We start from the raw sequence: 24,138 nt of genomic DNA on the forward strand, positions 1-24,138 counted from the left end.
AAAGATCGCAGCCTTCGGCAGCTCCTACAAGTGCCGCCCGAAGAGAAGGAATTTCATGCTTCATACCCTGGCCGTGGCCAATTACCGCTCGATCAACAAACTGGTGATTCCGCTCGGGCGCCTGAATCTCATTACGGGACCCAATGGCAGCGGCAAGTCCAACCTCTATCGCGCCCTGCGCCTGCTGGCGGAAACCGCGCAGGGCGGCGTGGTCAATGCGCTGGCGCGTGAGGGCGGGCTGGAATCGACGTTCTGGGCCGGGCCGGAAACCATCAGCCGGCGCATGCGCAACGGTGAGGTGGCGATCGAGGCGACGGTGCGCCAGGGCGTGAAACGGTTGCGCCTGGGATTTGCCGGCGAGAATTTCAGTTACGCCATTGGCCTGGGCCTGCCGGAGCCGAGCCGTTCGTGTTTTTCGCTCGATCCGGAAATCAAACGTGAATGCATCTGGGCCGGCCCGGTGTTTCGCCCGGCGAGCCTGCTGGTCGACCGCAACGGCCCGATGATTCGCGCCCGCGAAGGTCGTGCCTGGGATGTGCTGGCGCAACACACGCCGAACTTCGACAGCCTGTTCGATCAGGTCGGCAATCTGCGCAGCTCGCCGGAAGTATTCCAGATGCGCGAGTTCATCCGCCGCTGGCGCTTCTATGATCACTTTCGCAGCGATGCCGACGCGCCGGTGCGTCAGCCGCAATTGGGCACGCGCACGCCAGTGTTGCACCACGACGGTCGCGATCTGGCGGCAGCCTTGCAGACGATTATCGAAATCGGCGACCCGCAGGCGTTAAGCGCGGCGATCAGCGATGCGTTTCCCGGCGCGCGACTGAACATCGCGCCGTTGGCCGGTGGCCGTTTCGCCATCGAGTTTTATCAGGAAGGCTTGCTGCGGCCGTTGTCAGCGGCAGAGCTGTCGGACGGGACCTTGCGCTATCTGCTGTTGGTCGCAGCCCTACTGACTCCGCGACCGCCATCGCTGATGGTGCTCAACGAACCGGAAACCAGCCTGCATCCGGACCTGCTGCCGGCGCTGGCGCGACTGATCATCTGCGCTTCAGAGCAATGCCAGGTGTGGGTGGTGTCCCACGCGCGGCGACTGATCTCGGCATTGCAGGAAGATCCGCAGTGCAATTGCATCGTGCTGGAGAAGACGCTGGGGCAGACCGGAATTGTCGGGCAGCGGATGCTGGACGAGCCAGCGTGGCACTGGCCGGATTGAGCGGTGCCAGCGAAAAGCCCCTCACCCTGACCCTCTCCCAGAGGGAGAGGGAACTGATCGAGTTGTTTGCGAGAATTTCGTCGACCTGAAAATGCTTCTGTGAATTCATAATCGACTCGGTTTGTCAGGTCGATTCTGATGCAAGACAACCCGGTCGGCTCCCTCTCCCTCGGGAGAGGGCTGGGGTGAGGGGCAAGCCTCACCGCCGATCCAACAGGCAATCACCCCTGCCACTTGCCCCCTTCAACAATCACACTCTCAGGCCGGGTGTCATCGCTCAGCTCTTTACGCACATATTGGTCATAGAGCTTGAGCAGGTATTTCTCCTCGCCCAGTTTGGCCAGCTCGCTGTTGACCCAGTCACGTAACTCCAGATTGCCCTTCTTCACGGCCGGCGCAATCGGCGCCTCCGCGCCCAGTTTTTCCTCGAGCACGCGATAGCCGGGATTCTGTTTGGCCCAGCTGAACAGCACCAGATTGTCCTGCGCATAGGCATCGCCGCGGCCATTGGCCAAGGCTTGCAGCGACTCGGAGTTCTTCTCGAACTTGAGCAGTTTCCAGTCTGGGTGGTTCTTGGTCAGCCAGATATCAGCGGTGGTGCCGGTGGTTACAATCGTGGTGCGCGTCGCCAGATCATCGAGTTTCTTCACCGAACTGCCCTGCGGCACCAGCGCCTGCACGGCCACCTTGAGGTTCGGGTTGGTGAATTCCACCGCTTCCTTGCGCTCCGGGGTGACGGTCATGTTGGCGAGGATCAGGTCGACCTTGTCGCTTTGCAGAAACGGAATGCGGCTGGCCGGCTCGACGGCAACAAACTCGACCTTGTTTTCATCACCGAGCAGATCCTTGGCGAAGCGCCGGCCGATGTCGGTGTCGAAGCCGACGTAGCGCCCGGCCTCATCGACGAAGCCGAACGGTGGTTTGTCGGTAAATACACCGACGATCAATTTGTCGCGGGCCTTGATCTTGTCCAGATAACCGGCAGGCGCGGCGCTTTCGCTGGCAACCTTCGGCTTTGGCGGCTCTTCGGTTTTGCCGCAACCGGCAAGCAAGGCGAGGCTGAGCAGAGGCATTAACAGAGCGGCAGTTTTCATAGCGGTTCCAGTTCCTTTGTCGGATTCGTTTCTGGCAGTGTGGCAACGAAGGAGAACTTCTCCAGAAACTGCTGCGCGCGTGCGGTTTGCGGGTTCGTAAAGAAAATCTCGGGTGGGGACTGTTCAAGGATGCGCCCGGCATCCATGAACACGATGCGGTCGGCCACCGCGCGGGCGAAGGCCATTTCGTGGGTGACGATCAACAGGGTCATGCCTTCGCGGGCCAGGCCCTGAATGACCTGCAGCACTTCCTTGACCATTTCCGGGTCGAGGGCGGCGGTGACTTCGTCGAAGAGCATGACCCGTGGGTTCATGCACAGCGACCGGACGATGGCGATGCGTTGCTGCTGGCCGCCGGAGAGCTGGCGCGGGAAAGCATCGCGCTTGTCCAGCAGACCGACGCGCTCAAGCAAGGCTTCGGCCTGCTGTTGCGCTTCGCGGCGCTGGCGCTTCTGCACCTTGAGCGGGCCGAGCAGCAGATTGTCGAGCACGTTCATGTGCGGGAACAGGTGATAACTCTGGAACACCATGCCGATCTGCTGACGGATTTCGCGCCAGTCAGTGGCTTTGTCCAGCAGCTCCCGGCCGACGAATCTCAGGCTGCCGCTGTGCGCCTCTTCCAGACCATTGAGGCAACGCAGCAAGGTGCTTTTGCCGCAACCGCTGGGGCCAAGAATGACGATCACTTCGCCGCTCTGCACTTGCAGGTCGATGCCGTTGAGCACCTGCTGCTCGCCATAGAATTTGTTGAAGCCGTGAAACTCGATCAGTGCGCTCATGCTTGCGTCCAGCGCCGTTCCAGCACGCGTGAGGCGGCCGAGAGCGGGTAGCAGATGAAAAAGAAAAACAGGAACAGCGCGCCGTAGATCAGTACCGATTCGTAAGTGCGCTCGATGATCTGTTGGCCGACCTTGATCACATCGACGACGCCAATGAGCACCGCCAGCGAACTGGTCTTGATGATCCGCGTGTAGACGTTGATGGTCGGCGGCGTCATGCGCTTGAGTGCTTGCGGCAGCAGTACGTAGCCATACAGTTGCGCAGCATTCAGACCGATCGACAGCCCCGCTTCGCGCTGCCCGCGCGGTAACGAATACAGCGCACCGCGCGCCACTTCGCCGACCTCGCTGGCGCCCCACAGCGACAGCACCAGCACCGCGCACCAGAAGCTCGGCAGGCTCAGGCCGAAGAAAATCGGCAAACCGAAGAACAGCAGATACAACCAGACCAGCACCGGGATCGCCCGGAACAACTCCAGATAGATGCGCAAAATCGCGTTCAGCCACGTTACGTTCAACGTGCGCAGCACACCGTAGAGCAAGCCGCCGACCGTACTGATGGCGATGCTCAGAAACGAGATCGACAGGGTTTGCCCGGCGCCCTTGGCCAGTTGTGGCAACGACACCCAGAGCAGTTCAAGACCCGAACTGGCCATGCTGGAGCCTCCTTTCCAGGCGGCTGAGCAACAGCGACAGCGGCAGGAACAGCAGCACGCAGATCAGCGTCAGCACGGCGAGCATTTCGTAGGTTTTGTAGTAGAGCGCGATGTAGCTCTTGGTGGTGTAGAGGATTTCCGGCACCGCCACCGCCGAGACCACGGTGGTTTCCTTGAGCAGGAAAATGAAATTGGCGAACAGCGACGGCAAACTGAGAATCCCCGCCTGCGGCAGGATCACGTAACGCAGCAATTGCCCGTGCGACAGGCCAATCGAACGCCCGGATTCCAGTTGCGCCTGGGGCACCGCATCGACGCCGGCGCGCAGCACTTCGGTGAGGTAGGCACCGCCAAGGAAAGTCATGGTGATGATTGCCGCAGTGAACCCGGAAACCTGGATTCCCACTGCCGGCAAAGCGAAGTAGACGAAGAACAGCTGAATCAGCAGCGGCGTGTTGCGCGCCAGCTCTACATAGAGGCCGACCAGTTTTCCCAGGTAAGGCGTGCGGAACACCAGAATCGTCGCGTTGAGCAGCGCCACCAGCAGCGAAGTGCCGATCGCGATCAATCCGACCTGCAGCGTCACACCCACGGCCTTGAGAAAGGCCGGCAGGGTGCTGAGGATAAAGGCGTAGTCGAAAGTCATGAAGCGTCCTGACGCCGCTCGGTAAGCGGCGGTGATGCAATCCATGGACGGCGGGTGGCTGTCCGGCAGGCACTGACTTTATAGGTATAAAAACAAGAATTTAAATACCGTTAAAGCATATTGATATCACTCAAAAAACTATCTTGTGGGTTTGCCGGGAAAGAATAAGAAGGCTATTTTTCTTTGCGCTGTAGGACGGATCTTTTTTTCACGAAAGACCTCCAAGGACGAACAGCTTTTGGCCAGACTCTCCGGCCCATTCACCACAAGGAAGAACAACATGGACGTAAAAGTGCCGCAGCGGCTGGATCCGCAGGACATTGTGAAATTGCTCAGGGCATTGCGCCGGGCGTTGAAGACCACAGCGTAAATCAAAAGCCCCTCACCCCACAGCCCTCTCCCCGAGGGAGAGGGGGCCGACCGTAGTGTCTTTCGTCGTACATCGACCTGAAGGACCGAGTCGATTATGGATTCAGCGACGCGCGATCAGGTCGGCGGACCTCTACAGCATCACCCATTCAGTCCCCTCTCCCTCCGGGAGAGGGTTAGGGTGAGTGGCTTTTCAACGCACACACAAAAACGCCGATGCCCATCACTGGCCATCGGCGTTTTCACGTCTGAAGCGGATTCACCCAAGCGTCAGGTCAGAACGCCGGCAACACCGCGCCGCTGTACTTCTTCTCGATGAAGGCTTTGACTTCCGGGCTGGTCAGGGCCTTGGCCAGTTTCTGGATCGCGTCGCTGTTCTTGTTGTCCTCACGGGCCACCAGGAAGTTCACGTACGGCGAGTCAGCGCCTTCGATCACCAGCGCATCCTTGGTCGGGTTCAGCTTGGCTTCCAGGGCGTAGTTGGTGTTGATCATGTCCAGATCAACTTCTTTCAGTACGCGCGGCAGCAGGGCCGATTCCAGCTCCTTGAACTTGAAGTTGTGCGGGTTCTTGGCAATGTCCTTCGGCGTCGCCAAGGCGTTTTTCGGGTCTTTCAGTTCGATCAGGCCAGCCTTCTGCAGCAGAATCAGGGCACGGCCGCTGTTGCTGCCTTCGTTCGGGATGGCGATGGTAGCGCCGTCCGGCAGTTCAGCCAGGGTCTTGTACTTGCTCGAGTAGCCACCGAACGGTTCAACGTGGACACCCTGCACGGTCACCAGGTACTTGGATTTGTCGTCCTTGTATTTGCCCTGGTTGAAGCTATTCAGGTACGGCAGGGTCTGGAAGTAGTTGGCGTCCAGACGCTTCTCGCCAACTTGTACGTTCGGTTGCACGTAGTCGGTGAAAACCTTGATTTCCAGATCCACGCCTTCTTTGGCCAGGGTCGGCTTGATCAGCTCGAGGATTTCAGCGTGTGGCACCGGAGTTGCGGCAACCACCAGTTTCTCGCCGGCGTTGGCGAAAGAAGCCGTGAGCGCAGCCGCCAATGCGGTAAACAACAGAACCTTTTTCATGCAGTGTCCTTATCGAAAATCACGGTCGTCATCGACGACGGCATTAATACGTGTGCCAGTGAAGTGATATCGCTGGCGTGAGGCGGACAATACCCGGATTTTTTATTCCCGGACAATAACGTTTATTCAGCTTCATATTCCATTTTGTTCATACAGCTCTACCTCAACTGTAGGAGCTGCCGAAGGCTGCGATCTTTTGATTTTCAAGGCTTTGAGACAGCTGAAGATCAAAAGATCGCAGCGTGCCGCAGCTCCTACCGGAGTTTGGCGTTCGCCAGAAGTTGCTTGAGCGCGGCTTGGTCAGCGGTGGAGCCGGTGGTCAGGATCTGTTTGATCTGGCTTTCGATCTGCGTCAGCACCGGCGGCAGGTTCAAATGCTCCGGCAGAATCTCGTCACCTGTGCTGACCAGCAGGGCGAAGTGAATGACGTTTTCCAGCTCGCGGGTGTTGCCCGGCCAGCTGTGTTGTTCGAGCACGTGCTGCGCCGCCTCGCTGATCAGCGGCACGGGCAGGTCGAGACGCTGGCTGTAGATGCCGAGGAAATACTCGGCGAGCGAGAGGATGTCGCCGGTGCGCGCGCGCAATGCCGGCAGCTCCAGATGACCCTCGCTGAGGTAGTGATAGAGCCGCTCGTGGAATTTTCCGGCGTCCACGGCCTGGGCCAGATCAATACTGGTCGCGGCGACCAGGCGCACATCCACCGGGCTCGGCTGATGTGCACCGACGCGGGTGACTTCGTGGTTTTCCAGGGCCGCGAGCAACTTGATCTGGATCGGCAGTGGCAGGTCGCCGATCTCATCCAGGTACAAGGTGCCGCCATTGGCCGAACCGAACCAGCCGGCGCGGCTGCTGGCTGCGCCGCTGTAGCTGCCGGCAGCGTAGCCGAACAGTTCGGCATCGGCGTAGGTCGGGCTGATCGCACCGCAATTCACCGAAACGAACAGACCGCTGCGGTCGCTGGCGCGATGGATGTGCCGGGCCAGCAGCTCTTTACCGGTGCCGGTCTCGCCGCGGATCAACACCGAGATCGAACGTGGTGCCAGTTGTTCGAGTTCTTCACGCAATTGCCGCGAGCGCGGATCGACAAACACCAGCGCTTTGGCGCGAATGCTCAGGGGGCTTTTTTCCGCATCGGGAAAGGTCAGCAAGGGCTGACCGAAGGTTTCGAAACTCATGGCAGGCTCCCGCCCAAAACCGCCAGCCGACGGGGGCGTTGAAGAATAAGGTCAGGCGCGACGGCGGGCGTGGTGTTCAAGGCGGTTTTGCAGGCGATAGAGATAGGCAAAACCCTGCTCCCAACGCTGATGCCCGGACTTGACGTTGATGTGCCCGGCTCCGGCGAGAATCCCCGCCTCCGCACCCCAATTGCGCGCCAGCTGCAAAGCGCGCGGCGCACTGACGGCGGCGTCGTTGTCGGAGCTGACGACCTGGCTGGGGAACGGCAACAGATCCGTCGGAATCGGTGCGAAGTTGCGCAGCGCCGGCGCGCAGGCAGGACGCTCGACATCGGCCGGCGCGACCAGCAACGCCCCGCGCACCTGACGCAGGTATTGCAACGGCGCCGTCGCCGCCCAGTGGGCGACCGTGATGCAGCCGAGGCTGTGAGCAATCAAAATCACCGGCGTGCTGTCGGCGGCAACCGCTTCGGCCAGCGCGGCGACCCAGTCCTCACGGCGCGGTGTCAGCCAATCGGCCTGTTCGACCCGCGCACTGTTCGGCAGGCTGTTCTGCCAATGGCTTTGCCAATGATCTTCTGGCGATCCTTGCCAGCCCGGCACAATCAGGTAACGGATTGATTCGTTGCGCATGGGGAGCTCTCCTGCGTCGTGTCTGTTCTGGGTCGAGTATAGGGAGAGGAGTTATATTCGTTAAGGAATAAGAAGCTATTTATTAAGACCTGAATCGAATATAAGGTTTGTGCATGACTGGAGATCTTTTCCCCCTCACCCCAGCCCTCTCCCCCACGGGGGCGAGGGGGAAAGGGAGCCGATCTTCATGTCGTTCAAATCCTGAGCTCGACTGGATTTTTCATGTCGGTGTATAGCACCCAAACAACGCGGTCAGTTCCCTCTCCCTCCGGGAGAGGGCTAGGGTGAGGGGCTTTTCTCCCCGCCAAAAATAAAAAAAGGGCCGCACCCTGCCAAGGAAACGGCCCCGGAAAAACAACATCTGTCACCGCGCAGTGATCACCGACAATTTGGTAATCCCTGCCCGTTCGATCGAAGCCATGGCTCGCGCCACTTCGCCGTAGTTCACCCCGTCGTCGGCCTGCAATTGCACGCGCACTTCCGGGTCCTTGGCCTTGGCCGACTTCAGGTTGAATTCGAGCAAGTCAGGCTGGATCTCGTCCTTGTTGATGAACAGCTTGCCGGCGCCGTCGATGCTCACCACCAGCGGATCCTTCTGCTCGACCGGCGCCACCGCTTCGGTCTTCGGCAGGTTGATCGGTATCGCGTTGGTCAGCAGTGGCGCGGTGACGATGAAGACCACCAGCAGCACCAGCATCACGTCCACCAGTGGCGTCACGTTGATTTCGCTGAGCACCTCGTCCGTGTCTTGCGTAGAGAAGGCCATGTCAGGACGCCTCCTTCACTTTTGCCGCGTTGCCCGGCGTCGCCACCTTGTGCGCGGTCGGGTGGATCAGTACGCGGAATGCACTCTTCTGCGCCAGGCTGTAGAAGTCGTGGGCGAAGTCATCCAGATCCGCCGCGGTCAATTTCAGACGCCGCAGAAAGTAGTTGTAAACCAGCACCGCCGGCACCGCGACGGCGATCCCCACACCGGTCGCGACCAGTGCCGCGCCAATCGGGCCTGCCACCGTTTCCAGGCTCGCCGAACCGGCAGCGCTGATGCCTTTCAAGGCCTCCATGATTCCCCACACCGTGCCGAACAGACCAATGAACGGCGAGGTGCTGCCAATACTCGCAACCACCGCCAGACCGGTTTCCAGCGAGCGCCGTTCACGCACGATCTGCTGGCGCAGGGCGCGCTCGAGGCGATCCTGATGGTTGATCGCCTGGCTCAGATCATTCGCCTGCGGCGCCTCGCCCACCTGGATTGCCGCGTAACCGGCCTGCGCCACCCGTGCTGCGGCACCGGGCTGGGTTTCGCTCAACTCGGCGGCGGCATCCAGACTCGACGCCGCCCAGAAACGTTTATGAAAGCGCCGATCCTGCGCCTTCAGACGGCCGAACTGCACAGCCTTGAGCAAAGCCAGGCCCCAAGTGGCGACGGAAAAAACCACCAGCAGCCAGATCACCGCGCTTTCGATGGATTCCAGTGGAGATGCCAGTAACGTCATGATGTGTTCCCTCGTGTAAACATTTCGCGCGAATTTGGTTTCGGTTTAATGAATCTTGAAATCGATGGGCACGCTGACCCAGCCGTCCTGAGCAACATCACCCTGCTTGGCCGGAACGAAACTCCAGCGCTTTACAGCGTTGAGCGCTGCGTCGTCGAGCTGCTGCCGGCCACTGCTTTTGGCAATCTGGATCTCGCCCGGCTTGCCGCTGGCCAACACATGCACCCGTAACAGCACCGTGCCTTCCCAACCGCGACGCTGGGCCAGCGACGGATATTCCGGTGCCGGATTTTTGAGATACGCAGCGTTGGCTGACGCCGGGGTAACAGGCGCAGGTGCCGGTGGCGCAGGAGGCGCTGGCGCGGCGACCGGGGCTGCCGGTTTCGCTGGTGCTGGCGCCTGCTCTACCGGCTTGGGCGCGGGTTTGGGCGGCGGTTTCACCACCGGTTTGGGTTTGGGAATCGGCTTGGGCGGCGGCGGTTTGACCGCTAATTCGTCTTCCACTGGCGGCGGCGGTTCGACCACCGGCGCCGGTGGTGGCGGCACCACAACCGGCGGCGCTGGCGGAGCCGGACGCGAAAACTCGATGGTCATCGGCGGAATTTCCGGCGGTACCACCGGCAGCACTGGCGTCGGTTTCTGGCTGACCCAATAAATCACCACGCCGTGCACGACCAACGCGAGCACACCGAGCAGAAGGGTTTCGCGCCGGCTCAAAATACCCTTGGGTGCACGCTGTAAACGCAACTGCCCCAACGGCACACGGTGCGGCCGGCCAAGATCGACCAGTTCGCCACTCGGCGTTTGACGCCACAGCAATTCCCCTGCGCTGGCGGCGGTCTGGACATTGCCCATTGTTCAACTCCCTGCGGTCTTTTGCGTTCGGCTGTTGATCCGCCGGTTAAACCTCTCCGGCGATCAATGAGCTAATAATTAAGCCAAGTGCTTATCTCGGAAAGTAATTTTTAACGCCATGGATATGCCCAAAAAGAATATTAAATTCGCAGCATTCTCGCTAACCCTCGATTTACGCAGGCTGTAGCTGCCCGCTATAACGCAACATGCGTTTTAGGCATTCAAAATATTCGCTAAGGGCATCAATAACCAAGATCGGCGAAAACGCGCTTTTTTATTACGAAGGAATCTTGTAGATCTTAAAATCCTGTAATTTCTGACAGTAGCGAGCTCCTTGGCTTTGTTATCAAATCAAAGCGGCCATAAATCTACGGAGATCGTCATGAAAACTGGAATTTTGTGTATTGCGCTTGCCGCCTTATTACCGCTTACAGTTCAGGCAGAAGAAAGGAATAAAACGCCGTATCTAAGCACTGAGTTCAAAAACGGCTTCAGGTCGGGAACAGTTTATGCTCGAGTGTACGGACAGCCTGAGACGTCGATAGCCCCAGGAGAGAGCTATAGTGTTAACGCACTTCCAACAGCGGGAGGTTTATTCAACCCTCCCCAGAACCCGCCTTCACCGGGATATGTGTCAGTCTCAATGAAAACCGAGCCTGAAAAGCTCTACGTCGTTTTTTCAGACTCCGCCCCCTCCGCCACTGAGAAAACCGGTAAAAGGGAAAACAAAGTTACCTCGACTCCCGATTTTGAAGTCACTAATGATGGTGGTTCGCCGATTGTCGTTCAGAAGACCACGTCAGGGGTCTGGACAGAGATCCCGTCAGGCCAGAGAGAGATTTTCAGCAACATGGACAGTTCCGGTTTTTTCCTAAAAGGAATCATGCCTGTTATTCAGATCGAACAGCAGAAATGCGCAGTTCAATACTGTTTGCGCGTTCTGAAATAGCCCTTTATTTAGCCACAGGAATTGGTGGTCATAACTATTGTCATGCCGTTAAAGCCACTTGAACGAGGGGTATCGGTGAGGTTGTGGGTTGAAGCTGGATAAAACTTCATAGGTTCACATCTGATGACAAAACTGGATAGCTTGTCATCAGATGCGTTCGTCAGAAGTCGTAACGACCGGTAACGCCGAGGGTTCGCGGCGTGCCAAGCAAGCCTTCATAGCCGCCGTTGCCGCCCGTCCACAGGGTCGTGTAGTAGGTTTTGTCGAAGGCGTTTTTCAGCCACAGCGAAACATCCCACTGGCCCTGATTGAAATCGCCGCGCAGGCCGGTGGAGAGGTTGACCACCGCGTAACTGGGGATCTGCCCGTAATCGGAATCCTCGACCGTGCCCACCGCTTTGGAGCGGAACGCATAGCTGCCGGTGACGTAGGGTTCGAAGCCGTTATCCAGATTCCATTTGTATTCGCCGTTGGCGTTGCCGATCCATTTCGACGCGCCGACCACTTGATGACCGCTGAGGTCGCAAGAGGCCGGCGCACCCGGGGCCTGGCTGACTTCCGGCGGGCACGGTGCATCTTTGTAGGAGAGGTAGCTGACGTCGTTGTACGAGCCGTTGAAATTCAGCGTCAGGCCACGTAGCGGCACCACGGTGCTTTCGAACTCGATGCCGCGCGAGCGTACCGAGCCGGCGTTGGTCAGGTATTGCACGCGGTTGGCGGCGTCATAGGCGTTGGTCTGGTAGGCGTTGACCTGGGTCCAGAACACGTTGGCGTTGAGTTGCAGGCGGTGATCCCACAGCGTGCTTTTGAAACCGAGTTCGGCGTTGTTCGCGCGCTCGGTGCCGATCAATAGCGAGTCGGCGCCAGCGGTCGGCGCAGAGCCGACCGCGAGGTTGACCCCGCCGGATTTTTCGCCGTGGGACAGCGTGGCGTAACCGAGCACGTCATCTGTGATGCGATAGCTCAGGTTGAGCAGTCCGGACGGGCTGGAGCTGTACTGATTCAAGTCTCCGGAATCGTAGGCGCCGGCACGCCCGCGACGCGCATTGGCTCCCGCGCCCGCCACCGCCACGCCACCGAGCGGCGCGTTGCGGCTGACCGAGGCGTTTTTCTCTTCGTAGGTGCCACGCACCCCGGCGGTGAAATCCAGGCGTTCGCTCAGGTGCCAGGTGCCCTGTGCAAACAGGGCGAAACTGTCGGTCTTGATATGCCCCTTGCCGACGCTGGTGACATTGGCCAGGGCGCCGGCCGGGGTGCCGTTCCAAATGTCGGCCTGCGGGCCGTAATAGGCAAAGGATTTGTTGTCCAGATCCGAGCCGAAATAGTAGGCACCGACCACGTAATCGAAGAACTCGCCCTTGGGCGAGGCCAGGCGAAATTCCTGCGAGTACTGTTTGTCTTCCACCGACACGCCGGCGTTGTAACTGGCCGGCACGTTGAGGCCGTCGTCATTGCGCGGGGTGAAATTCCAAAAGCGGTACGAGCTGACCGACGTCAGGGTAAAGTCGCTCGGCAACGTCCAATTGGCCTCCACCGAAGTGCCGCCCTGATGCACGGTGACGTGTTGGTCGTTGTCGAGATTGACCTTACGGTGCCGACCGTTGACCAGGGTCGCCCCGGCCGCGCTGGCCCGCGATTCATACAGGTTGACGCCGTTGATCGTTGGCCCGGTGTTGTACAGCACGCGGGTGCCGGCGCTGGAATCTTCTTCGTTGTAATCGCCGATCCAGCGCAGATTGAAATCTTCATTGGGCTTGAACAACAGCTGGGCGCGAAAGCCTTCGCGCGAGCCGCCGTTAAGGTCGTGGCCGTCGTATTCGTTCTTGATGTCGCCGTCACTGCGCGTGCGGTAAGCAGAAAAGCGCCCGGCCAACTGATCATTGAGCGGCCCGGAAATGGTGCCCTTGGTCTGGAAATAACCGTCCTCGCCGACCGAAGTTTCGATGCTGCGCTCAGGCGTGAATGACGGCGCGCGGGTGCTGATGTTGATGACCCCGGCGGTGGTGTTCTTGCCGAACAGCGTGCCCTGCGGCCCGCGCAGAACTTCGAGCTGCTCGATGTCCATCAGATCGAACACCGCCATCCCCGGACGGCCCAGATAGACGTTGTCGATGTACAGACCAACGCTGCCTTCCAGGCCATCACTGGCCGGGTTGTTGCCCAGACCGCGGATCGACACGCTGGACTGGCGCGCATGCATGTAGGCGACGTTGACGCTGGGCACCAGTTGCTGCAAATCCTGAATACGGTAGACCCGCTGCGTCTCCAGATTCTGTCCGCTGACCACGCTCATCGGCGTCGGTACATCTTGCGAGCTTTCTTCGCGGCGGCGAGTGGTGACGGTCACCGTTTCCAGCTGCGAACCGCTGGCCGCCGCTTTGCCTGCCGGGACCGGCGCCGGGGCTTCCGATTCGGCGGCATAACCGTGAGTCCAGCTGGCGCTGCCTGCCAGCAACAGCGCCAAAGGCAGGCGTTTGAGCCGTCGTGGTGATGGGGGTGACGCGAGGTTCAACGGACTCATGGCGCGGCTCCTGGTCAAAAAACACACAGACATCTTCAGCGCTGCATATTCTTTTCAGTTATTTATTTATGGATTTACAAATATTTACTGCATAAGAGATTGCCTTTATAAGGAGTCGACCTAATGCATATCCAATGCATTTCCCGGATATTTTTTATGTGAAAAATGCATATCGACTTGCGCCAACTTCGTCACTTCATTGCCCTCGCTGAACAACGCAGCTTCGTCGCTGGCGCGCAGGCAGTGAACCTGTCGCAGTCGGCATTCAGCCGCAGCATTCAGGCGCTGGAGCACAGCGTCGGCTGCCAGTTGGTCGACCGTGGGCGCAAGGAATTGCCGCCGACCAAACAAGGCCAGGTCCTGCTCGAACATGCGCGGCGGCTGGTCAGCGGTGCGCAGCAGATGGCCAACGAGATCAGCCAGTTCAACGGCCTCGAAGCAGGAGAATTGCGCTTTGGTTGCGGGCCGGCGCCGGCGGCCGGATTGATCCCGCGCGCGATTGGCGCCTTCATCGGTCGCTACCCGAAAGCACGGGTGCAGTTTCAGGTCGATGACTGGCAAAGCCTGAGCAAACGCCTGCTCAGCGAAGAGTTCGAATTCTTCGTCGCCGACACCCGGCAGTTCGAGGCAGATCCGGATTACCAGACCCACCGCTTGCGCGCGCGCAAATGGCATTTCTGCTGCCGCGCCGGGCATCCATTGACGGCGTTTGAACGCATCACCGCCGAGGAGTTGCTGAGTTATCCACTTGCGGTCAGCATCCGCCCGCCGAACCTGCGCAAGGTCATCGTCGACCTCAGCGGTCGCCCGGATTTCACCCCGAATGTGGAATGCGAAAACGGCTCGAGTCTGTTGAGCGTGGTGCTGCGATCGGAGGCGATCGGCATTGTCGGGGCGTACTCCGATGCGCTGCATCTGGCCAAGGGTGAGCTGGTCTGTCTGAAGATCGAAGGTCTCGCCGATGATCTGGAGGAGCTGTATACCCGCTATGGGATTGTCAGCCGCGCCGGGTATCGGTTGTCACCGTTGGCCGAAGCGATGATCGAGCAGATCAAGGCGATTGATGCGGTGGATGATGAGGTGTGTTCGCTGGAGAATTTTGCTGTCTGAGCTGCCCCTTCGCGAGCAGGCTCGCTCCCACAGGAATTACGCATTTCAAATGTGCGAGCGAGCCTGCTCGCGAAGAGGCTGATGCAATCCCTGCATAAACCCCATTCCCCAAATGCACTTGCCGAACACCCCCACCGACGGCGAAAACCCTCACCTGTCCCACTGACCGGTGAACCCCATGCCCACCCCGCCCAACCCCGTGCGCAACGTGCTGTACATCATGTGCGATCAACTGCGCCGCGATTACCTGTCCTGCTACGGCCACCCACATCTGCACACACCGAACATTGATCGCCTTGCCGCCGAAGGCGTGCGTTTCAGCCGTGCCTACACCCAGGGCACGATCTGCGGCCCGTCGCGGATGTCGGCCTATACCGGGCGCTATGTCAGCAGTCATCAAGTGGCATGGAATGCGGTGCCATTGCCGCTTGATGAACTGACGATCGGCGATTACCTGCGGCCTCACGGCATTCGCACTGCACTGGTCGGCAAGACCCACGCCACGGCCAATGTCGATGCCTTGCAGCGCCTGGCGATCAATCCGCAAAGCGCGCAGGCCGAGTTGCTCAATGAGGTCGGCTTCGAACCGTACCTGCGCCACGACGGCATCTACCCCGACGATCCTTTATTCGACGACAAGCGCGAATCCGCGCCCTACACCCACTATCTGCGCGAACACGGCTTCGACGGCCGCAATCCCTGGCACGACTGGGCGAACGCCGCCGAAGGCGAGAACGGTGAAATCCTCAGTGGCTGGAAAATGCGTCATGCGAATTTGCCAGCACGAATTCCCGAGCAACACTCCGAGACTGTCTACACTACCAATCGCGCCATCGACTTCATCGCTGAGCAAGGCGAGAAATCCTGGTGTTTACACCTCTCGTACATCAAACCCCACTGGCCATACATCGTACCGGCGCCATACCACGCCTTGTACAGTACGAAATCGATTCTCGAACCGGTCCGCGCATCGCCCTCTGAAGCCAGCAAACACCCCGTATATGCTGCCTTTCGTCAACATGAGGAAAGCCTCAACTTTTCCCGCGATTCAGTACGATTGAATGTAATCCCCACCTACATGGGCTTGATCAAGCAGGTGGACGATCAGTTGGGGCGGCTGTTCGATTTTCTGCAGAGCAACGGGCGCTGGGATGACACGTTGATCGTGTTCACCAGCGATCACGGCGACTTCCTTGGCGATCATTGGCTGGGCGAGAAGGAGTTTCTGCTCGAGCAGGCGGTGGGCGTGCCACTGATCGTGCGTGACCCTCGGCCGGCGGCGGATGTCACCCGTGGCACTGTCGATGATCGCTTGGCGGAAACCATCGATGGGTTGCCGACGTTTCTTCAAGCGCTGGGATTACCGGATGCGGAACACCGGCTCGAAGGGCGCTCACTGATCCCGCTGCTGCACGGAGAAAATCCCGATTGGCGCCGCTATGCGATCAGCGAGTACGACTACGCCTTTCAGGCACCGGCGCGGGAACGACTGGACCAACCGATCGACCGTTGCCGCATGACCATGGTGCGCAGCGAGCGCTGGAAATACCTGGCGTACGACGGCTTTCGAGCGCAGCTGTTTGATCTGTTGAATGACCCGCAGGAACTGCGTGATCTGGGGGATGACCCGGCGTACGCGGCGGTGCGCGAGGAGCATGCGGGGTAGCTGTTTGAGTGGGTGCGCGGCCTGAAGCGGCGTACGACCATCAGCCATCAGGAGATCGACTTGCGCGGGCAGCGGTTTCGTTATGGAGAGCCGGAAAGCGAGAAGGTGGTTCAGATTGGGGTTTGGTAGCATCAAGAGCCCCTCACCCTAACCCTCTCCCAAAGGGAGAGGGGACTGATTGGGGGATATTCAGAAGCTGCATCGACATGAAAGTCATGTACCGAATCAATAATCGGCTCGGTCTTTCAGGTCGACGTACAACGCAAGACAACTCGGTCGGCTCCCTCTCCCTCCGGGAGAGGGCTGGGCGGGCGGCGTTCCGATGAGGGGCTTTTGATCTTCAGTCACGCCCTTTGATGGTCTGGCTGCGCTGCCCATTCACCCCCACCGGCACCTCGCCCTTGAGCGTCACTCGACGCACCACGCGATCCTGGGTGCCGTAATCATCAATCGCGTAATGCTGCGTCGAGCGGTTGTCCCAGATCGCCACATCACCTGCCTGCCAGCGCCAGCGCACGGTGTTTTCCTGGCGGATCACATGGCTTTGCAACAAGCCGAACAGGTGCGCCGAATCTGCCTGCGAATAGCCTTTGATGCGTTTGACGAAATGCCCCAGCAGCAGGCTCTTTTCGCCGCTGATCGGATGCACTCGCACCACCGGATGCTCGGTCTCGTAAACGGTCGAGGTGAAGACTTTGCGATAGCGCTCCAGTTTTTCCGCAGAGACGTCCGGCTTCGCCCCGGCATAGTCGTACTCATTGCTGTGCACGGCGGTGAGCTTGTCGGCCAGTTCACGCAGCTCGATCGGCAAGCCGCTGTATGCCGTTGCGGTGTTGGCCCACAGCGTATCGCCGCCGTATGCCGGGGCGACCACCGAGCGCAGGATCGAGGCCTTCGGGTAGGCGTCGACGAACGTCACGTCGGTGTGCCAGGAATTGGCGCGCTGACCTTCGGCGCCGTCCAGCTCAAGCAGATATCGAGTGCCCTCGCGTACCGGCACGGTGGGGTGCGCTACCGGCTCGCCGAGCAGATGAGCGAAGGCTTCCTGACGCTGATCGTCGAGCTGAGTCTGTTCGCGGAAAAACAGCACTTTGTAGTCAACCAGCGCCTGCTGGATTGCTTCGACGGTGGCGGCATCCAGCTCCCCGGACAGGTGCACGCCGCGGATTTCCGCACCGATACGCCCGGCTACGGGGTGAATTTCCAACGCGTGAGAAACGGGTTTTACGGCGAGTGCGGCATTGCTCATGGGACGACCCTCATCGACGGTTTGCGATTTTTCCGGCAGCGAAACAACGCTCTATCTATATTCCATTTACATCTAATAGATATTCACATGCTTCGTTGACGGAATAAGAGCTTGCATTTAAAACCTCAAGCAACCCTCGTCGCAAATGCCTTCGAGCTATTTTTAGGATGCCGGAAAAGCATATGGATCTTCGCCAGTTGCGCTACTTCATCGCCCTCATCGAACACCGCAGTTTTGTCCGCGCGGCAGACGCCATGGGCATCACTCAACCGGCGTTCAGCCGCAGCATTCAGGGGCTGGAGCAAGAGTTCGGCTGCGTGCTGGTGGATCGCGGCAACAAGGATCTGCGTCCGACCCCGGAGGGCCAGGTAGTGCTGCAACACGCCCTGAGCCTGGTGCAGGGGGCGGCATTGCTCAGCGCTGAAGTGACGCAGATGACCAAGCTCGACGCCGGCGAAGTGCACTTCGGCTGCGGCCCGGCGCCGGCGGTTAAACTGGTGCCGGACGCGGTGGCGCAATTCATCAATGCGCACCCGAAAGTGCGCACCTGTTTTCAGGTGGATAACTGGGAAAAGCTCAGCCGTGCGCTGAGCCGCGAAGAGATCGAATTCTTCATCGCCGACATTCGCCATTTCGAGTCCGATCCGAATTTCCAGACCCAACCGCTGACACCCAAGCGCGGCGTATTTTTCTGCCGCCCGGGACATCCGTTGCTGGCCAAGGAAAGTCTGTCGACCAACGACATGTTCGACTACCCGCTGGCCGCCACGCTGATTCCGCCGGGTATTCGCAAGCTGCTGGCGAACCTCAGCGGACGCATCGATTTCTCGCCGACCATCGAGACCGAACATTTCCCGGCGCTGGTGAAAGTGGTGCTGCAATCCAATGCAATCGGTGTCGGCACGGAGGAGGCGTTTGTCGAAGATGTCGCCAAGGGGGCGCTGGTACTGCTGCACTGGCGCAACCTGCCGCAGAACCTGGAGAGCATGAACGCGCGCTGCGGCATCGTCAGCCGTACCGGGTTTCGGCTGTCGCCAGCGGCCAGGGCGATGATCGAAACGTTGGTGGCGGTGGATCGGCAGGACGTCAGCGTCGCCGTCTGAACCCCCTTCGCGAGCAGGCTCGCTCCCACACTGGAACTGTGCACATATCCAAATGTGGGAGCGAGCCTGCTCGCGAAGAGGTCAGCGAAGACGCTGGAGATCTAAAGCTTGGCCGCTGAGAGCTCAGGCGCCACCCAATCACTGACCTTGAACGGCTTGCGGATCAGCCTCTGCTGCGCCGCCAGGTCGACCTTGTCCTGCAGGCCACTGAGAAACACCGGATCCAGGGTCGATGGGAAAATTTCGCTCAGATTCTGATCTTTCAGATCCTGAGTAAGGATCACCGGCGGATAACTCGCCAGCCCCGATACCAGTTGCACATAGGCGTCCTTGTTGCTGTCCTGAGTCAGCCACTCGACCGCCTGCTGCTGCGCCTTGAGCAGTTTCGCGATGACTTCAGGATGTGCGTCGACAAACTTGCCGTTGCCGAGCAGGACCGCCTGCACGCTGCCAGCGCCGCCAAGGTCCTTGGTGTTCAGCGGCAATTCCGCCAGGCCTTTGGCTTGCAAGGCACTCAGGGCGGAGCTGCCCCACGATGCATCGATCTGCCTGGCCGCGAGTGCCGAGACCGCGGCGTTGAAATCCAGATTGATGACCTTCACGTCCTTCTCGCTCAGCCCCTGACTGGCCAGCGCCGCATCGAACGACAGCTGCGTCGCCGTACCGCGGAAGATCGCCACGCGCTTGCCCTTGAGATCCTGCAGGGTCTTGATCCCCGAGCCGGGCACCACGCCGAGGTATTGCTTGACCCCACGCGCCGTGGCGCTGAGCAGGCGCGTGTCCAGACCATTGGACTTGCCGATGATCGCGGCGAGATCGCCGAGATAGGCCAGATCGACCTGACCGTTGGCAAATGCCTCATTGATCACCGGCCCGGCGCCCTTGAAGAAACTCCACTGAATCTTGATGCCCTGCTCGGCGAAAGCCTTTTCGAAGATCTGTTGATCGCGCAGCACATCGACTACGCCACCACCGCTGTGCTGCGTACCGGCACTGAGATCGGGCACGGCGATGCGGATTTCCTTGAGCTCCTCGGCCTGGGCGCTGAGCGTGAGAAAGCCTGCAAGCGCCGGGGCGGCCAACAGACTGATGAGACGTTTGAACGGAAGGTTCATGGATGCGGCTCCTTGATCGCTGAGGAGCCGAAAGTAGGCTGAATGCCCACCTTCACTTAAATACTATAAATGCACATTTTTATACCTATATGAGCTAAGCGAGGGCGAATGCGGCTTGCAGCCCGATATGCATCAACAGCATCGAAAATATTCTTCGAATGCATTGGATGCGTACGGGCTGTAAGCCTTAAATGGCTTCGCTTATCTCCAAATTGATATTTTTATCGTTGGCTTATAACTATTTTAGTGTGGCTAATACCGCTAAAGATCGCAGCCTTCGGCAGCTCCTACAGGGGAATGCGATCCATGCAGGAGCTACCGAAGGCTGCGATCTTCTGGTCTTGACCCGATCTTGATGCAACCCGACAACGGAGGTCACCCATGGCCCGTCAATCCCTGCTCAGCCTGCCGCTGGCCGCGCCGCCACTGAAAAGCCGCCGCTCCTGGCCCAGTCTGGATCAACGTCTGTTGCCATGGCTCCTGCCTGTCAGCCTGTTCGTCCTGTGGTGGCTGGCCGCGCGCAACCAGTGGATGAGCGAGCAGATCCTGCCGGCACCGTCGCTGGTGTGGAGCAGTGCCGTGGAACTGGCGCAAGGCGAGTTGTGGAGCCATTTGTGGATCAGCCTGCAACGGTTGTTCTGGGGCTTGCTGGCAGGCGTTTCGGCCGGTGCGGTGCTCGGCGCCGCACTGGGTTTCAGCCGACGTCTGGAGCGACTGATCTTCCCGACTTTCGCCGGACTTGCACAGGTGCCGACGCTGGCATGGATTCCGCTGTTCATGGTGTTTTTCGGCATCGGCGAAGTGCTGAAACTGGTGGTGCTGATCAAAGCCATCGTCGTGCCGGTTACCCTGCACACGCTGGTCGGCGTGCGCGATGCGCAACCGAAACTGCGCGAAGCCGCCGCCGTGTTGCGCTTGCCGCCACTTCTGCTGATTCGGCGTCTGGTGCTCCCAGCGGCCCTGCCGGCATTCATGGCCGGTGTGCGCCTGGCACTCGCCGCCGGCTGGACCTCGTTGCTGGCCGTCGAGCTGCTGGCCTCCAGTGAAGGCATCGGCTATCTGATGGTCTGGGCGCGGCAGCTGTTCATGCTCGACATCGTGTTCGTGTGCATCGTGATCATCGGTCTGATCGGCGTGGCCATGGATCGCGGCATCGGTCTGCTCGACCGCAAACTGGTGCACTGGCCACACCCGGCCACCGCACACATCACTCGCGGCCCACGCTATCAAGGCTGGCAACGCCTGCAACCGTGGCTGCTGCCGCTGGGGTTGCTGGCGCTGTGGCAACTGGCCAATGATCAACAGTGGGTCGACGCGAGCATTCTCGTCAGCCCTGCGGCTGTGCTGAGCACGGCATGGGACGGACTGCTCGACGGCACGCTGGTCAACGGCATGGCGCTGAGCCTGAGCCGCACCCTCGGCGGTTTGCTGATCGGTGGCGGACTCGGTTTCGCCCTGGGCTTGCTGCTCGGCCTGTCGCGTCTCAGTGAACGCCTGCTCGGCCCGACATTCGCCGCACTGCGGCAGATCGCGATTTTCGCCTGGGTGCCACTGCTCACTGCATGGTTCGGCCTCGGCGAACTGGCCAAGTGGGTGTTCGTTGCCCTCGCCGCGTTTTTCCCGCTGTTCATCGCCACCCAGCGCAGCGTCGCCAACCTGTCGCCGCAACTCAACGAAGCCGCGCAAGTGCTGCGCCTGAACCTCGGCCAGCGGCTGCGCCGACTGGTGCTGCCGGGCGCTGCGCCAGTCATTTTCGCCGGGCTGCGACTGAGCCTGATCTACGCCTGGCTCGGCACCATCGGCGCCGAATATTTCATGCCGTCCAATGGCGGCATCGGCAGCCAGATGATCGGCGCGCAACAGCTGCTGCGCATGGACCTGATCATGGCCGGCATGCTGCTGGTCGGCCTTACTGGCGCCCTGCTCAACCTGATCGGCCAACGCCTGGAAATTCGCGCGACCCGCTGGAGACACGCATGAACGCACCGATTGTCAGCTTCAACCACGTAGGCAAATCCTTCGCCGTCAACGGTTTCGAACTGGAGGCGATCCGTGAATTCAACCTGGACATCGCCGAGGGCGAATTTGTCGCCATTGTCGGTTCCAGCGGCTGTGGCAAATCCACCCTGCTGCGTTTACTGGTCGGCCTCGACACCGAGTTTCGCGGCCAGATCAGCGTCGACGGCAAAGCCGTCAGCGGCATCGGCGGCGAGCGCGGCATCGTCTTTCAGGAACATCGCCTGTTCCCATGGCTGACGGTCGCCGACAACATCGGCCTGGGCCTGGTCAACGAACCGCTGAGCGGGGCGCAGAAACAACAGCGCATCAAGGATTTCATCGAGCTGGTCGGCCTCAGCGATTTCACCGAGGCCTATCCGCATCAGCTTTCTGGCGGCATGGCGCAGCGCGTGGCGATTGCCCGCGGCCTCGTCGCCAGCCCGCGAATCCTGCTGCTCGACGAACCTTTCGGTGCCCTCGATGCGCTGACCCGTCAGCAAATGCAGGACGAGCTGTTGGCGATCCGCGAACGGGCAAGGATCACCACGATTCTGGTGACCCACGATGTCGAGGAAGCAATCTTTCTCGCCGACCGCGTGGTGGTGATGGAGCCGCGTCCGGGGCGGATCAAGCAAGTAGTCGACATCGCCTTGCCGCACCCGCGCCAGCGCAGCGGTTACGACTTCCATCAGTTGCGCGAAGAACTGCTGCACGAATTGACCAGTGATGACCACTACCAACCGAGCGCACCGGTGCAGATCCGCGATCTGCCGCTGACGTTCATTGCCTGCTGAACAGGAGTTTCGCGATGCCGCAACGTCCCAACTTTCTGGTGATTCTGGCCGACGATCTGGGCTTTTCCGATATCGGTGCGTTCGGCGGCGAAATCGCTACGCCGAACCTCGATGCACTGGCCGACAACGGCCTGCGCCTGACTGATTTTCACACTGCCCCGACCTGCTCGCCGACGCGTTCGATGCTGCTGACCGGCACCGATCACCACATCGCCGGCATCGGCACCATGGCCGAAGCGTTGACTCCGGAACTGATCGGCAAACCCGGCTATGAGGGCTACCTCAATGACCGCGTCGTCGCCTTGCCCGAGCTGCTGCGCGAGGCCGGGTATCAGACCTTGATGAGCGGCAAATGGCATCTGGGTCTGAAGGCCGAACTGGCGCCCCATGCGCGCGGCTTCGAGCGATCATTTTCGCTGTTGCCGGGCGCCGCCAACCACTATGGGTTCGAGCCGACCTACGATGACCAAACGCCCGGGCTGCTGAAATCCACCCCGGCGCTGTACATCGAAGACGATCAGTTTCTGGACGAGTTGCCGAATGATTTCTATTCCTCCGACGCCTTCGGCGACAAGTTGCTGCAGTACCTCAAGGAACGCGATCAGACCCGGCCGTTTTTCGCCTATCTGCCGTTCTCCGCACCGCACTGGCCGCTGCAGGCGCCCGCCGAGATCGTTGAGAAATACCGTGGCCGCTATGATGCCGGCCCGGAAGTGCTGCGCCTCGAACGCCTGGAAAAACTCAAGGCGCTGGGCCTGATCGAGGCAGACGTCGAGCCGCATCCGCTGATTCAGCTCAGCGCCCAGTGGGACGCTTTGAGCGATGAGCAAAAGCAGATTTCCGCACGTGCCATGGAGGTCTACGCGGCGATGGTCGAGCGCATGGACTGGAACATCGGCCGTGTGGTCGATTATTTGCGCCAGCAGGGCCAACTCGATAACACCTTCATCCTGTTCATGTCCGATAACGGTGCAGAAGGCGCGCTGCTGGAAGCGTTCCCCAAGTTCGGACCGGAGCTGATGACCTACCTGAACCAGCATTACGACAACAGCCTCGACAACATCGGCCGGGCCAATTCCTATGTCTGGTACGGGCCGAACTGGGCACAGGTGGCGACCGCGCCGTCGCGGTTGTTCAAAGCGTTTACCACCGAGGGCGGGATCCGCGTGCCGGCGCTGCTGCACTATCCGCAACTGCCGCTCAAAGGGCAGATCAGCCATGGTTTCGGCACGGTGATGGACATCACCCCGACCATCCTCGATCTGGCTGGCGTGCGGCATCCGGGCAAACAGTGGAAAGGCAAAGCCGTGGCGCCACTGCGCGGTAAATCGTGGCTGGGCTTTTTGTCCGGCGAGACCACGCAGGTGCATGACGAACACACCGTGACGGGGTGGGAATTGTTCGGACGCCGGGCAATTCGCCAAGGGTCGTGGAAAGCGGTGTGGATCCCCGGGCCGGTGGGGCCGGCGACCTGGCAGCTCTATGATCTGGCGAGCGATCCGGGGGAGATTCATGACCTGGCATTGAGTCAGCCGCAGAAACTCACTGACCTGATCGGGCATTGGCAGCGGTATGTCGAGGAGACCGGGGTGATCCTCAGTGCTTCGCCGTTTCAGCCGGATTGAAGCAAGATCAAGAGCCCCT

20 protein-coding genes and 1 pseudogene are annotated in these 24,138 nt (G+C 60.0%); 8 read left to right on the forward strand and 13 right to left on the reverse strand.

Translation table 11 applies throughout. The features are described 5' to 3' along the window. The first annotated feature begins 55 nt into the window (after nt 1-55). A complete protein-coding gene (locus DCO47_RS13030) occupies nt 56-1,216 on the forward strand; it encodes an AAA family ATPase (RefSeq protein ID WP_116658227.1) in 1,161 nt (386 codons plus the stop codon). 221 nt (nt 1,217-1,437) lie between these two features. Here DCO47_RS13030 and DCO47_RS13035 read toward each other — a convergent pair whose 3' ends face one another. From DCO47_RS13035 to DCO47_RS13080, 10 genes are all read right to left on the reverse strand, one after another. Then, on the reverse strand, nt 1,438-2,310 hold the full coding sequence (locus DCO47_RS13035) for a transporter substrate-binding domain-containing protein (protein ID WP_042608551.1): 873 nt from the start codon (nt 2,308-2,310) through the stop codon (nt 1,438-1,440). Then, nucleotides 2,307-3,089 (reverse strand): amino acid ABC transporter ATP-binding protein, encoded by a 783-nt coding sequence (locus tag DCO47_RS13040; RefSeq protein WP_064361612.1) that lies wholly within the window; start codon nt 3,087-3,089, stop codon nt 2,307-2,309. The genes DCO47_RS13035 and DCO47_RS13040 overlap by 4 nt, the downstream gene beginning before the upstream one ends. Continuing rightward, nucleotides 3,086-3,745, reverse strand: a complete 660-nt coding sequence (locus DCO47_RS13045) for an amino acid ABC transporter permease (RefSeq protein ID WP_116658228.1) — start codon at nt 3,743-3,745, stop codon at nt 3,086-3,088. The genes DCO47_RS13040 and DCO47_RS13045 overlap by 4 nt, the downstream gene beginning before the upstream one ends. After that, on the reverse strand, nt 3,726-4,391 hold the full coding sequence (locus DCO47_RS13050) for an amino acid ABC transporter permease (RefSeq protein WP_083353963.1): 666 nt from the start codon (nt 4,389-4,391) through the stop codon (nt 3,726-3,728). The genes DCO47_RS13045 and DCO47_RS13050 overlap by 20 nt, the downstream gene beginning before the upstream one ends. 644 nt (nt 4,392-5,035) lie before the next feature. Further along, nucleotides 5,036-5,833 (reverse strand): MetQ/NlpA family ABC transporter substrate-binding protein, encoded by a 798-nt coding sequence (locus DCO47_RS13055; RefSeq protein WP_042608547.1) that lies wholly within the window; start codon nt 5,831-5,833, stop codon nt 5,036-5,038. Nucleotides 5,834-6,087: 254 nt separating this feature from the next. Beyond that, complete coding sequence (locus tag DCO47_RS13060) at nt 6,088-7,008, reverse strand: sigma 54-interacting transcriptional regulator (RefSeq protein WP_064361615.1); 921 nt, start codon at nt 7,006-7,008, stop codon at nt 6,088-6,090. A 51-nt stretch (nt 7,009-7,059) separates the two neighbouring features. Next, entirely contained in the window at nt 7,060-7,641 is a 582-nt protein-coding gene (locus DCO47_RS13065) for an alpha/beta hydrolase (RefSeq protein ID WP_116658229.1), read from the reverse strand. Nucleotides 7,642-8,005: 364 nt separating this feature from the next. Next, on the reverse strand, nt 8,006-8,407 hold the full coding sequence (locus DCO47_RS13070; RefSeq protein WP_007972930.1) for a biopolymer transporter ExbD: 402 nt from the start codon (nt 8,405-8,407) through the stop codon (nt 8,006-8,008). A gap of 1 nt (nt 8,408) precedes the next feature. Beyond that, nucleotides 8,409-9,134 (reverse strand): MotA/TolQ/ExbB proton channel family protein, encoded by a 726-nt coding sequence (locus DCO47_RS13075; RefSeq protein ID WP_042608544.1) that lies wholly within the window; start codon nt 9,132-9,134, stop codon nt 8,409-8,411. A 45-nt stretch (nt 9,135-9,179) separates the two neighbouring features. Further along, nucleotides 9,180-9,989 (reverse strand): energy transducer TonB, encoded by an 810-nt coding sequence (locus DCO47_RS13080; RefSeq protein ID WP_064361617.1) that lies wholly within the window; start codon nt 9,987-9,989, stop codon nt 9,180-9,182. Nucleotides 9,990-10,371: 382 nt separating this feature from the next. On the opposite strand from DCO47_RS13080, the gene DCO47_RS26935 reads away from it, so the two are divergent. After that, entirely contained in the window at nt 10,372-10,938 is a 567-nt protein-coding gene (locus DCO47_RS26935; protein WP_133247404.1) for a hypothetical protein, read from the forward strand. 160 nt (nt 10,939-11,098) lie between these two features. Here the strand turns inward: DCO47_RS26935 and DCO47_RS13090 are convergent, their stop codons facing one another. Further along, nucleotides 11,099-13,459 carry a TonB-dependent receptor gene (locus tag DCO47_RS13090; RefSeq protein ID WP_116658230.1) on the reverse strand — a complete coding sequence of 787 codons (2,361 nt, stop codon included), beginning with the start codon at nt 13,457-13,459 and terminating at the stop codon, nt 11,099-11,101. Between the two features lie 165 nt (nt 13,460-13,624). Here DCO47_RS13090 and DCO47_RS13095 point away from each other — a divergent pair, with 165 nt between their 5' ends. Then, nucleotides 13,625-14,569 (forward strand): LysR family transcriptional regulator, encoded by a 945-nt coding sequence (locus DCO47_RS13095; protein ID WP_116658231.1) that lies wholly within the window; start codon nt 13,625-13,627, stop codon nt 14,567-14,569. A gap of 178 nt (nt 14,570-14,747) precedes the next feature. Beyond that, nucleotides 14,748-16,364, forward strand: a pseudogene (locus DCO47_RS13100) (alkaline phosphatase family protein). A 211-nt stretch (nt 16,365-16,575) separates the two neighbouring features. Here the strand turns inward: DCO47_RS13100 and DCO47_RS13105 are convergent. Beyond that, complete coding sequence (locus DCO47_RS13105; RefSeq protein WP_083353959.1) at nt 16,576-17,484, reverse strand: TauD/TfdA family dioxygenase; 909 nt, start codon at nt 17,482-17,484, stop codon at nt 16,576-16,578. Between the two features lie 182 nt (nt 17,485-17,666). Between DCO47_RS13105 and DCO47_RS13110 the strand changes: the two genes are divergently transcribed. Then, the gene (locus DCO47_RS13110) at nt 17,667-18,587 is read left to right on the forward strand and encodes a LysR family transcriptional regulator (RefSeq protein ID WP_116658232.1); all 921 of its coding nucleotides are present in this window, start codon (nt 17,667-17,669) and stop codon (nt 18,585-18,587) included. A gap of 101 nt (nt 18,588-18,688) precedes the next feature. Here DCO47_RS13110 and DCO47_RS13115 read toward each other — a convergent pair whose 3' ends face one another. Continuing rightward, nucleotides 18,689-19,702: an ABC transporter substrate-binding protein gene (locus DCO47_RS13115; protein WP_042610186.1), complete on the reverse strand. Its 1,014-nt coding sequence runs from the start codon at nt 19,700-19,702 to the stop codon at nt 18,689-18,691. 381 nt (nt 19,703-20,083) lie between these two features. Here DCO47_RS13115 and DCO47_RS13120 point away from each other — a divergent pair, with 381 nt between their 5' ends. The 3 genes from DCO47_RS13120 to DCO47_RS13130 are packed head-to-tail and all read left to right on the forward strand — an operon-like array spanning nt 20,084 to nt 24,119. Next, nucleotides 20,084-21,682 carry an ABC transporter permease gene (locus DCO47_RS13120; protein ID WP_116658233.1) on the forward strand — a complete coding sequence of 533 codons (1,599 nt, stop codon included), beginning with the start codon at nt 20,084-20,086 and terminating at the stop codon, nt 21,680-21,682. Next, nucleotides 21,679-22,494, forward strand: coding sequence for an ABC transporter ATP-binding protein (locus DCO47_RS13125; RefSeq protein ID WP_064361625.1), 816 nt, complete (start codon nt 21,679-21,681; stop codon nt 22,492-22,494). Before DCO47_RS13120 ends, DCO47_RS13125 begins: the two co-directional genes overlap by 4 nt. A 14-nt stretch (nt 22,495-22,508) precedes the next feature. Further along, nucleotides 22,509-24,119, forward strand: a complete 1,611-nt coding sequence (locus DCO47_RS13130; RefSeq protein WP_116658234.1) for an arylsulfatase — start codon at nt 22,509-22,511, stop codon at nt 24,117-24,119. The last annotated feature ends 19 nt before the right edge of the window (nt 24,120-24,138 follow it).

Origin of the sequence: Pseudomonas sp. NDM, from assembly GCF_003105095.1 — a bacterium.
GTDB lineage: Bacteria > Pseudomonadota > Gammaproteobacteria > Pseudomonadales > Pseudomonadaceae > Aquipseudomonas > Aquipseudomonas moraviensis_A.

Excerpts from the sequence above, each read along its gene's own strand:
- DCO47_RS13110 (WP_116658232.1), top strand. The coding sequence starts at position 17,667 with ATGGATCTTCGCCAGTTGCGCTACTTCATCGCCCTCATCGAACACCGC.
- DCO47_RS13040 (WP_064361612.1), bottom strand. The coding sequence starts at position 3,089 with ATGAGCGCACTGATCGAGTTTCACGGCTTCAACAAATTCTATGGCGAG.
- DCO47_RS13115 (WP_042610186.1), bottom strand. The coding sequence starts at position 19,702 with ATGAACCTTCCGTTCAAACGTCTCATCAGTCTGTTGGCCGCCCCGGCG.
- DCO47_RS13045 (WP_116658228.1), bottom strand. The coding sequence starts at position 3,745 with ATGGCCAGTTCGGGTCTTGAACTGCTCTGGGTGTCGTTGCCACAACTG.
- DCO47_RS13125 (WP_064361625.1), top strand. The coding sequence starts at position 21,679 with ATGAACGCACCGATTGTCAGCTTCAACCACGTAGGCAAATCCTTCGCC.
- DCO47_RS13050 (WP_083353963.1), bottom strand. The coding sequence starts at position 4,391 with ATGACTTTCGACTACGCCTTTATCCTCAGCACCCTGCCGGCCTTTCTC.
- DCO47_RS13055 (WP_042608547.1), bottom strand. The coding sequence starts at position 5,833 with ATGAAAAAGGTTCTGTTGTTTACCGCATTGGCGGCTGCGCTCACGGCT.
- DCO47_RS13095 (WP_116658231.1), top strand. The coding sequence starts at position 13,625 with ATGCATATCGACTTGCGCCAACTTCGTCACTTCATTGCCCTCGCTGAA.
- DCO47_RS13075 (WP_042608544.1), bottom strand. The coding sequence starts at position 9,134 with ATGACGTTACTGGCATCTCCACTGGAATCCATCGAAAGCGCGGTGATC.
- DCO47_RS13105 (WP_083353959.1), bottom strand. The coding sequence starts at position 17,484 with ATGAGCAATGCCGCACTCGCCGTAAAACCCGTTTCTCACGCGTTGGAA.
- DCO47_RS13090 (WP_116658230.1), bottom strand. The coding sequence starts at position 13,459 with ATGAGTCCGTTGAACCTCGCGTCACCCCCATCACCACGACGGCTCAAA.
- DCO47_RS13130 (WP_116658234.1), top strand. The coding sequence starts at position 22,509 with ATGCCGCAACGTCCCAACTTTCTGGTGATTCTGGCCGACGATCTGGGC.
- DCO47_RS13070 (WP_007972930.1), bottom strand. The coding sequence starts at position 8,407 with ATGGCCTTCTCTACGCAAGACACGGACGAGGTGCTCAGCGAAATCAAC.
- DCO47_RS13080 (WP_064361617.1), bottom strand. The coding sequence starts at position 9,989 with ATGGGCAATGTCCAGACCGCCGCCAGCGCAGGGGAATTGCTGTGGCGT.
- DCO47_RS13065 (WP_116658229.1), bottom strand. The coding sequence starts at position 7,641 with ATGCGCAACGAATCAATCCGTTACCTGATTGTGCCGGGCTGGCAAGGA.
- DCO47_RS13030 (WP_116658227.1), top strand. The coding sequence starts at position 56 with ATGCTTCATACCCTGGCCGTGGCCAATTACCGCTCGATCAACAAACTG.
- DCO47_RS13060 (WP_064361615.1), bottom strand. The coding sequence starts at position 7,008 with ATGAGTTTCGAAACCTTCGGTCAGCCCTTGCTGACCTTTCCCGATGCG.
- DCO47_RS13035 (WP_042608551.1), bottom strand. The coding sequence starts at position 2,310 with ATGAAAACTGCCGCTCTGTTAATGCCTCTGCTCAGCCTCGCCTTGCTT.
- DCO47_RS13120 (WP_116658233.1), top strand. The coding sequence starts at position 20,084 with ATGGCCCGTCAATCCCTGCTCAGCCTGCCGCTGGCCGCGCCGCCACTG.
- DCO47_RS26935 (WP_133247404.1), top strand. The coding sequence starts at position 10,372 with ATGAAAACTGGAATTTTGTGTATTGCGCTTGCCGCCTTATTACCGCTT.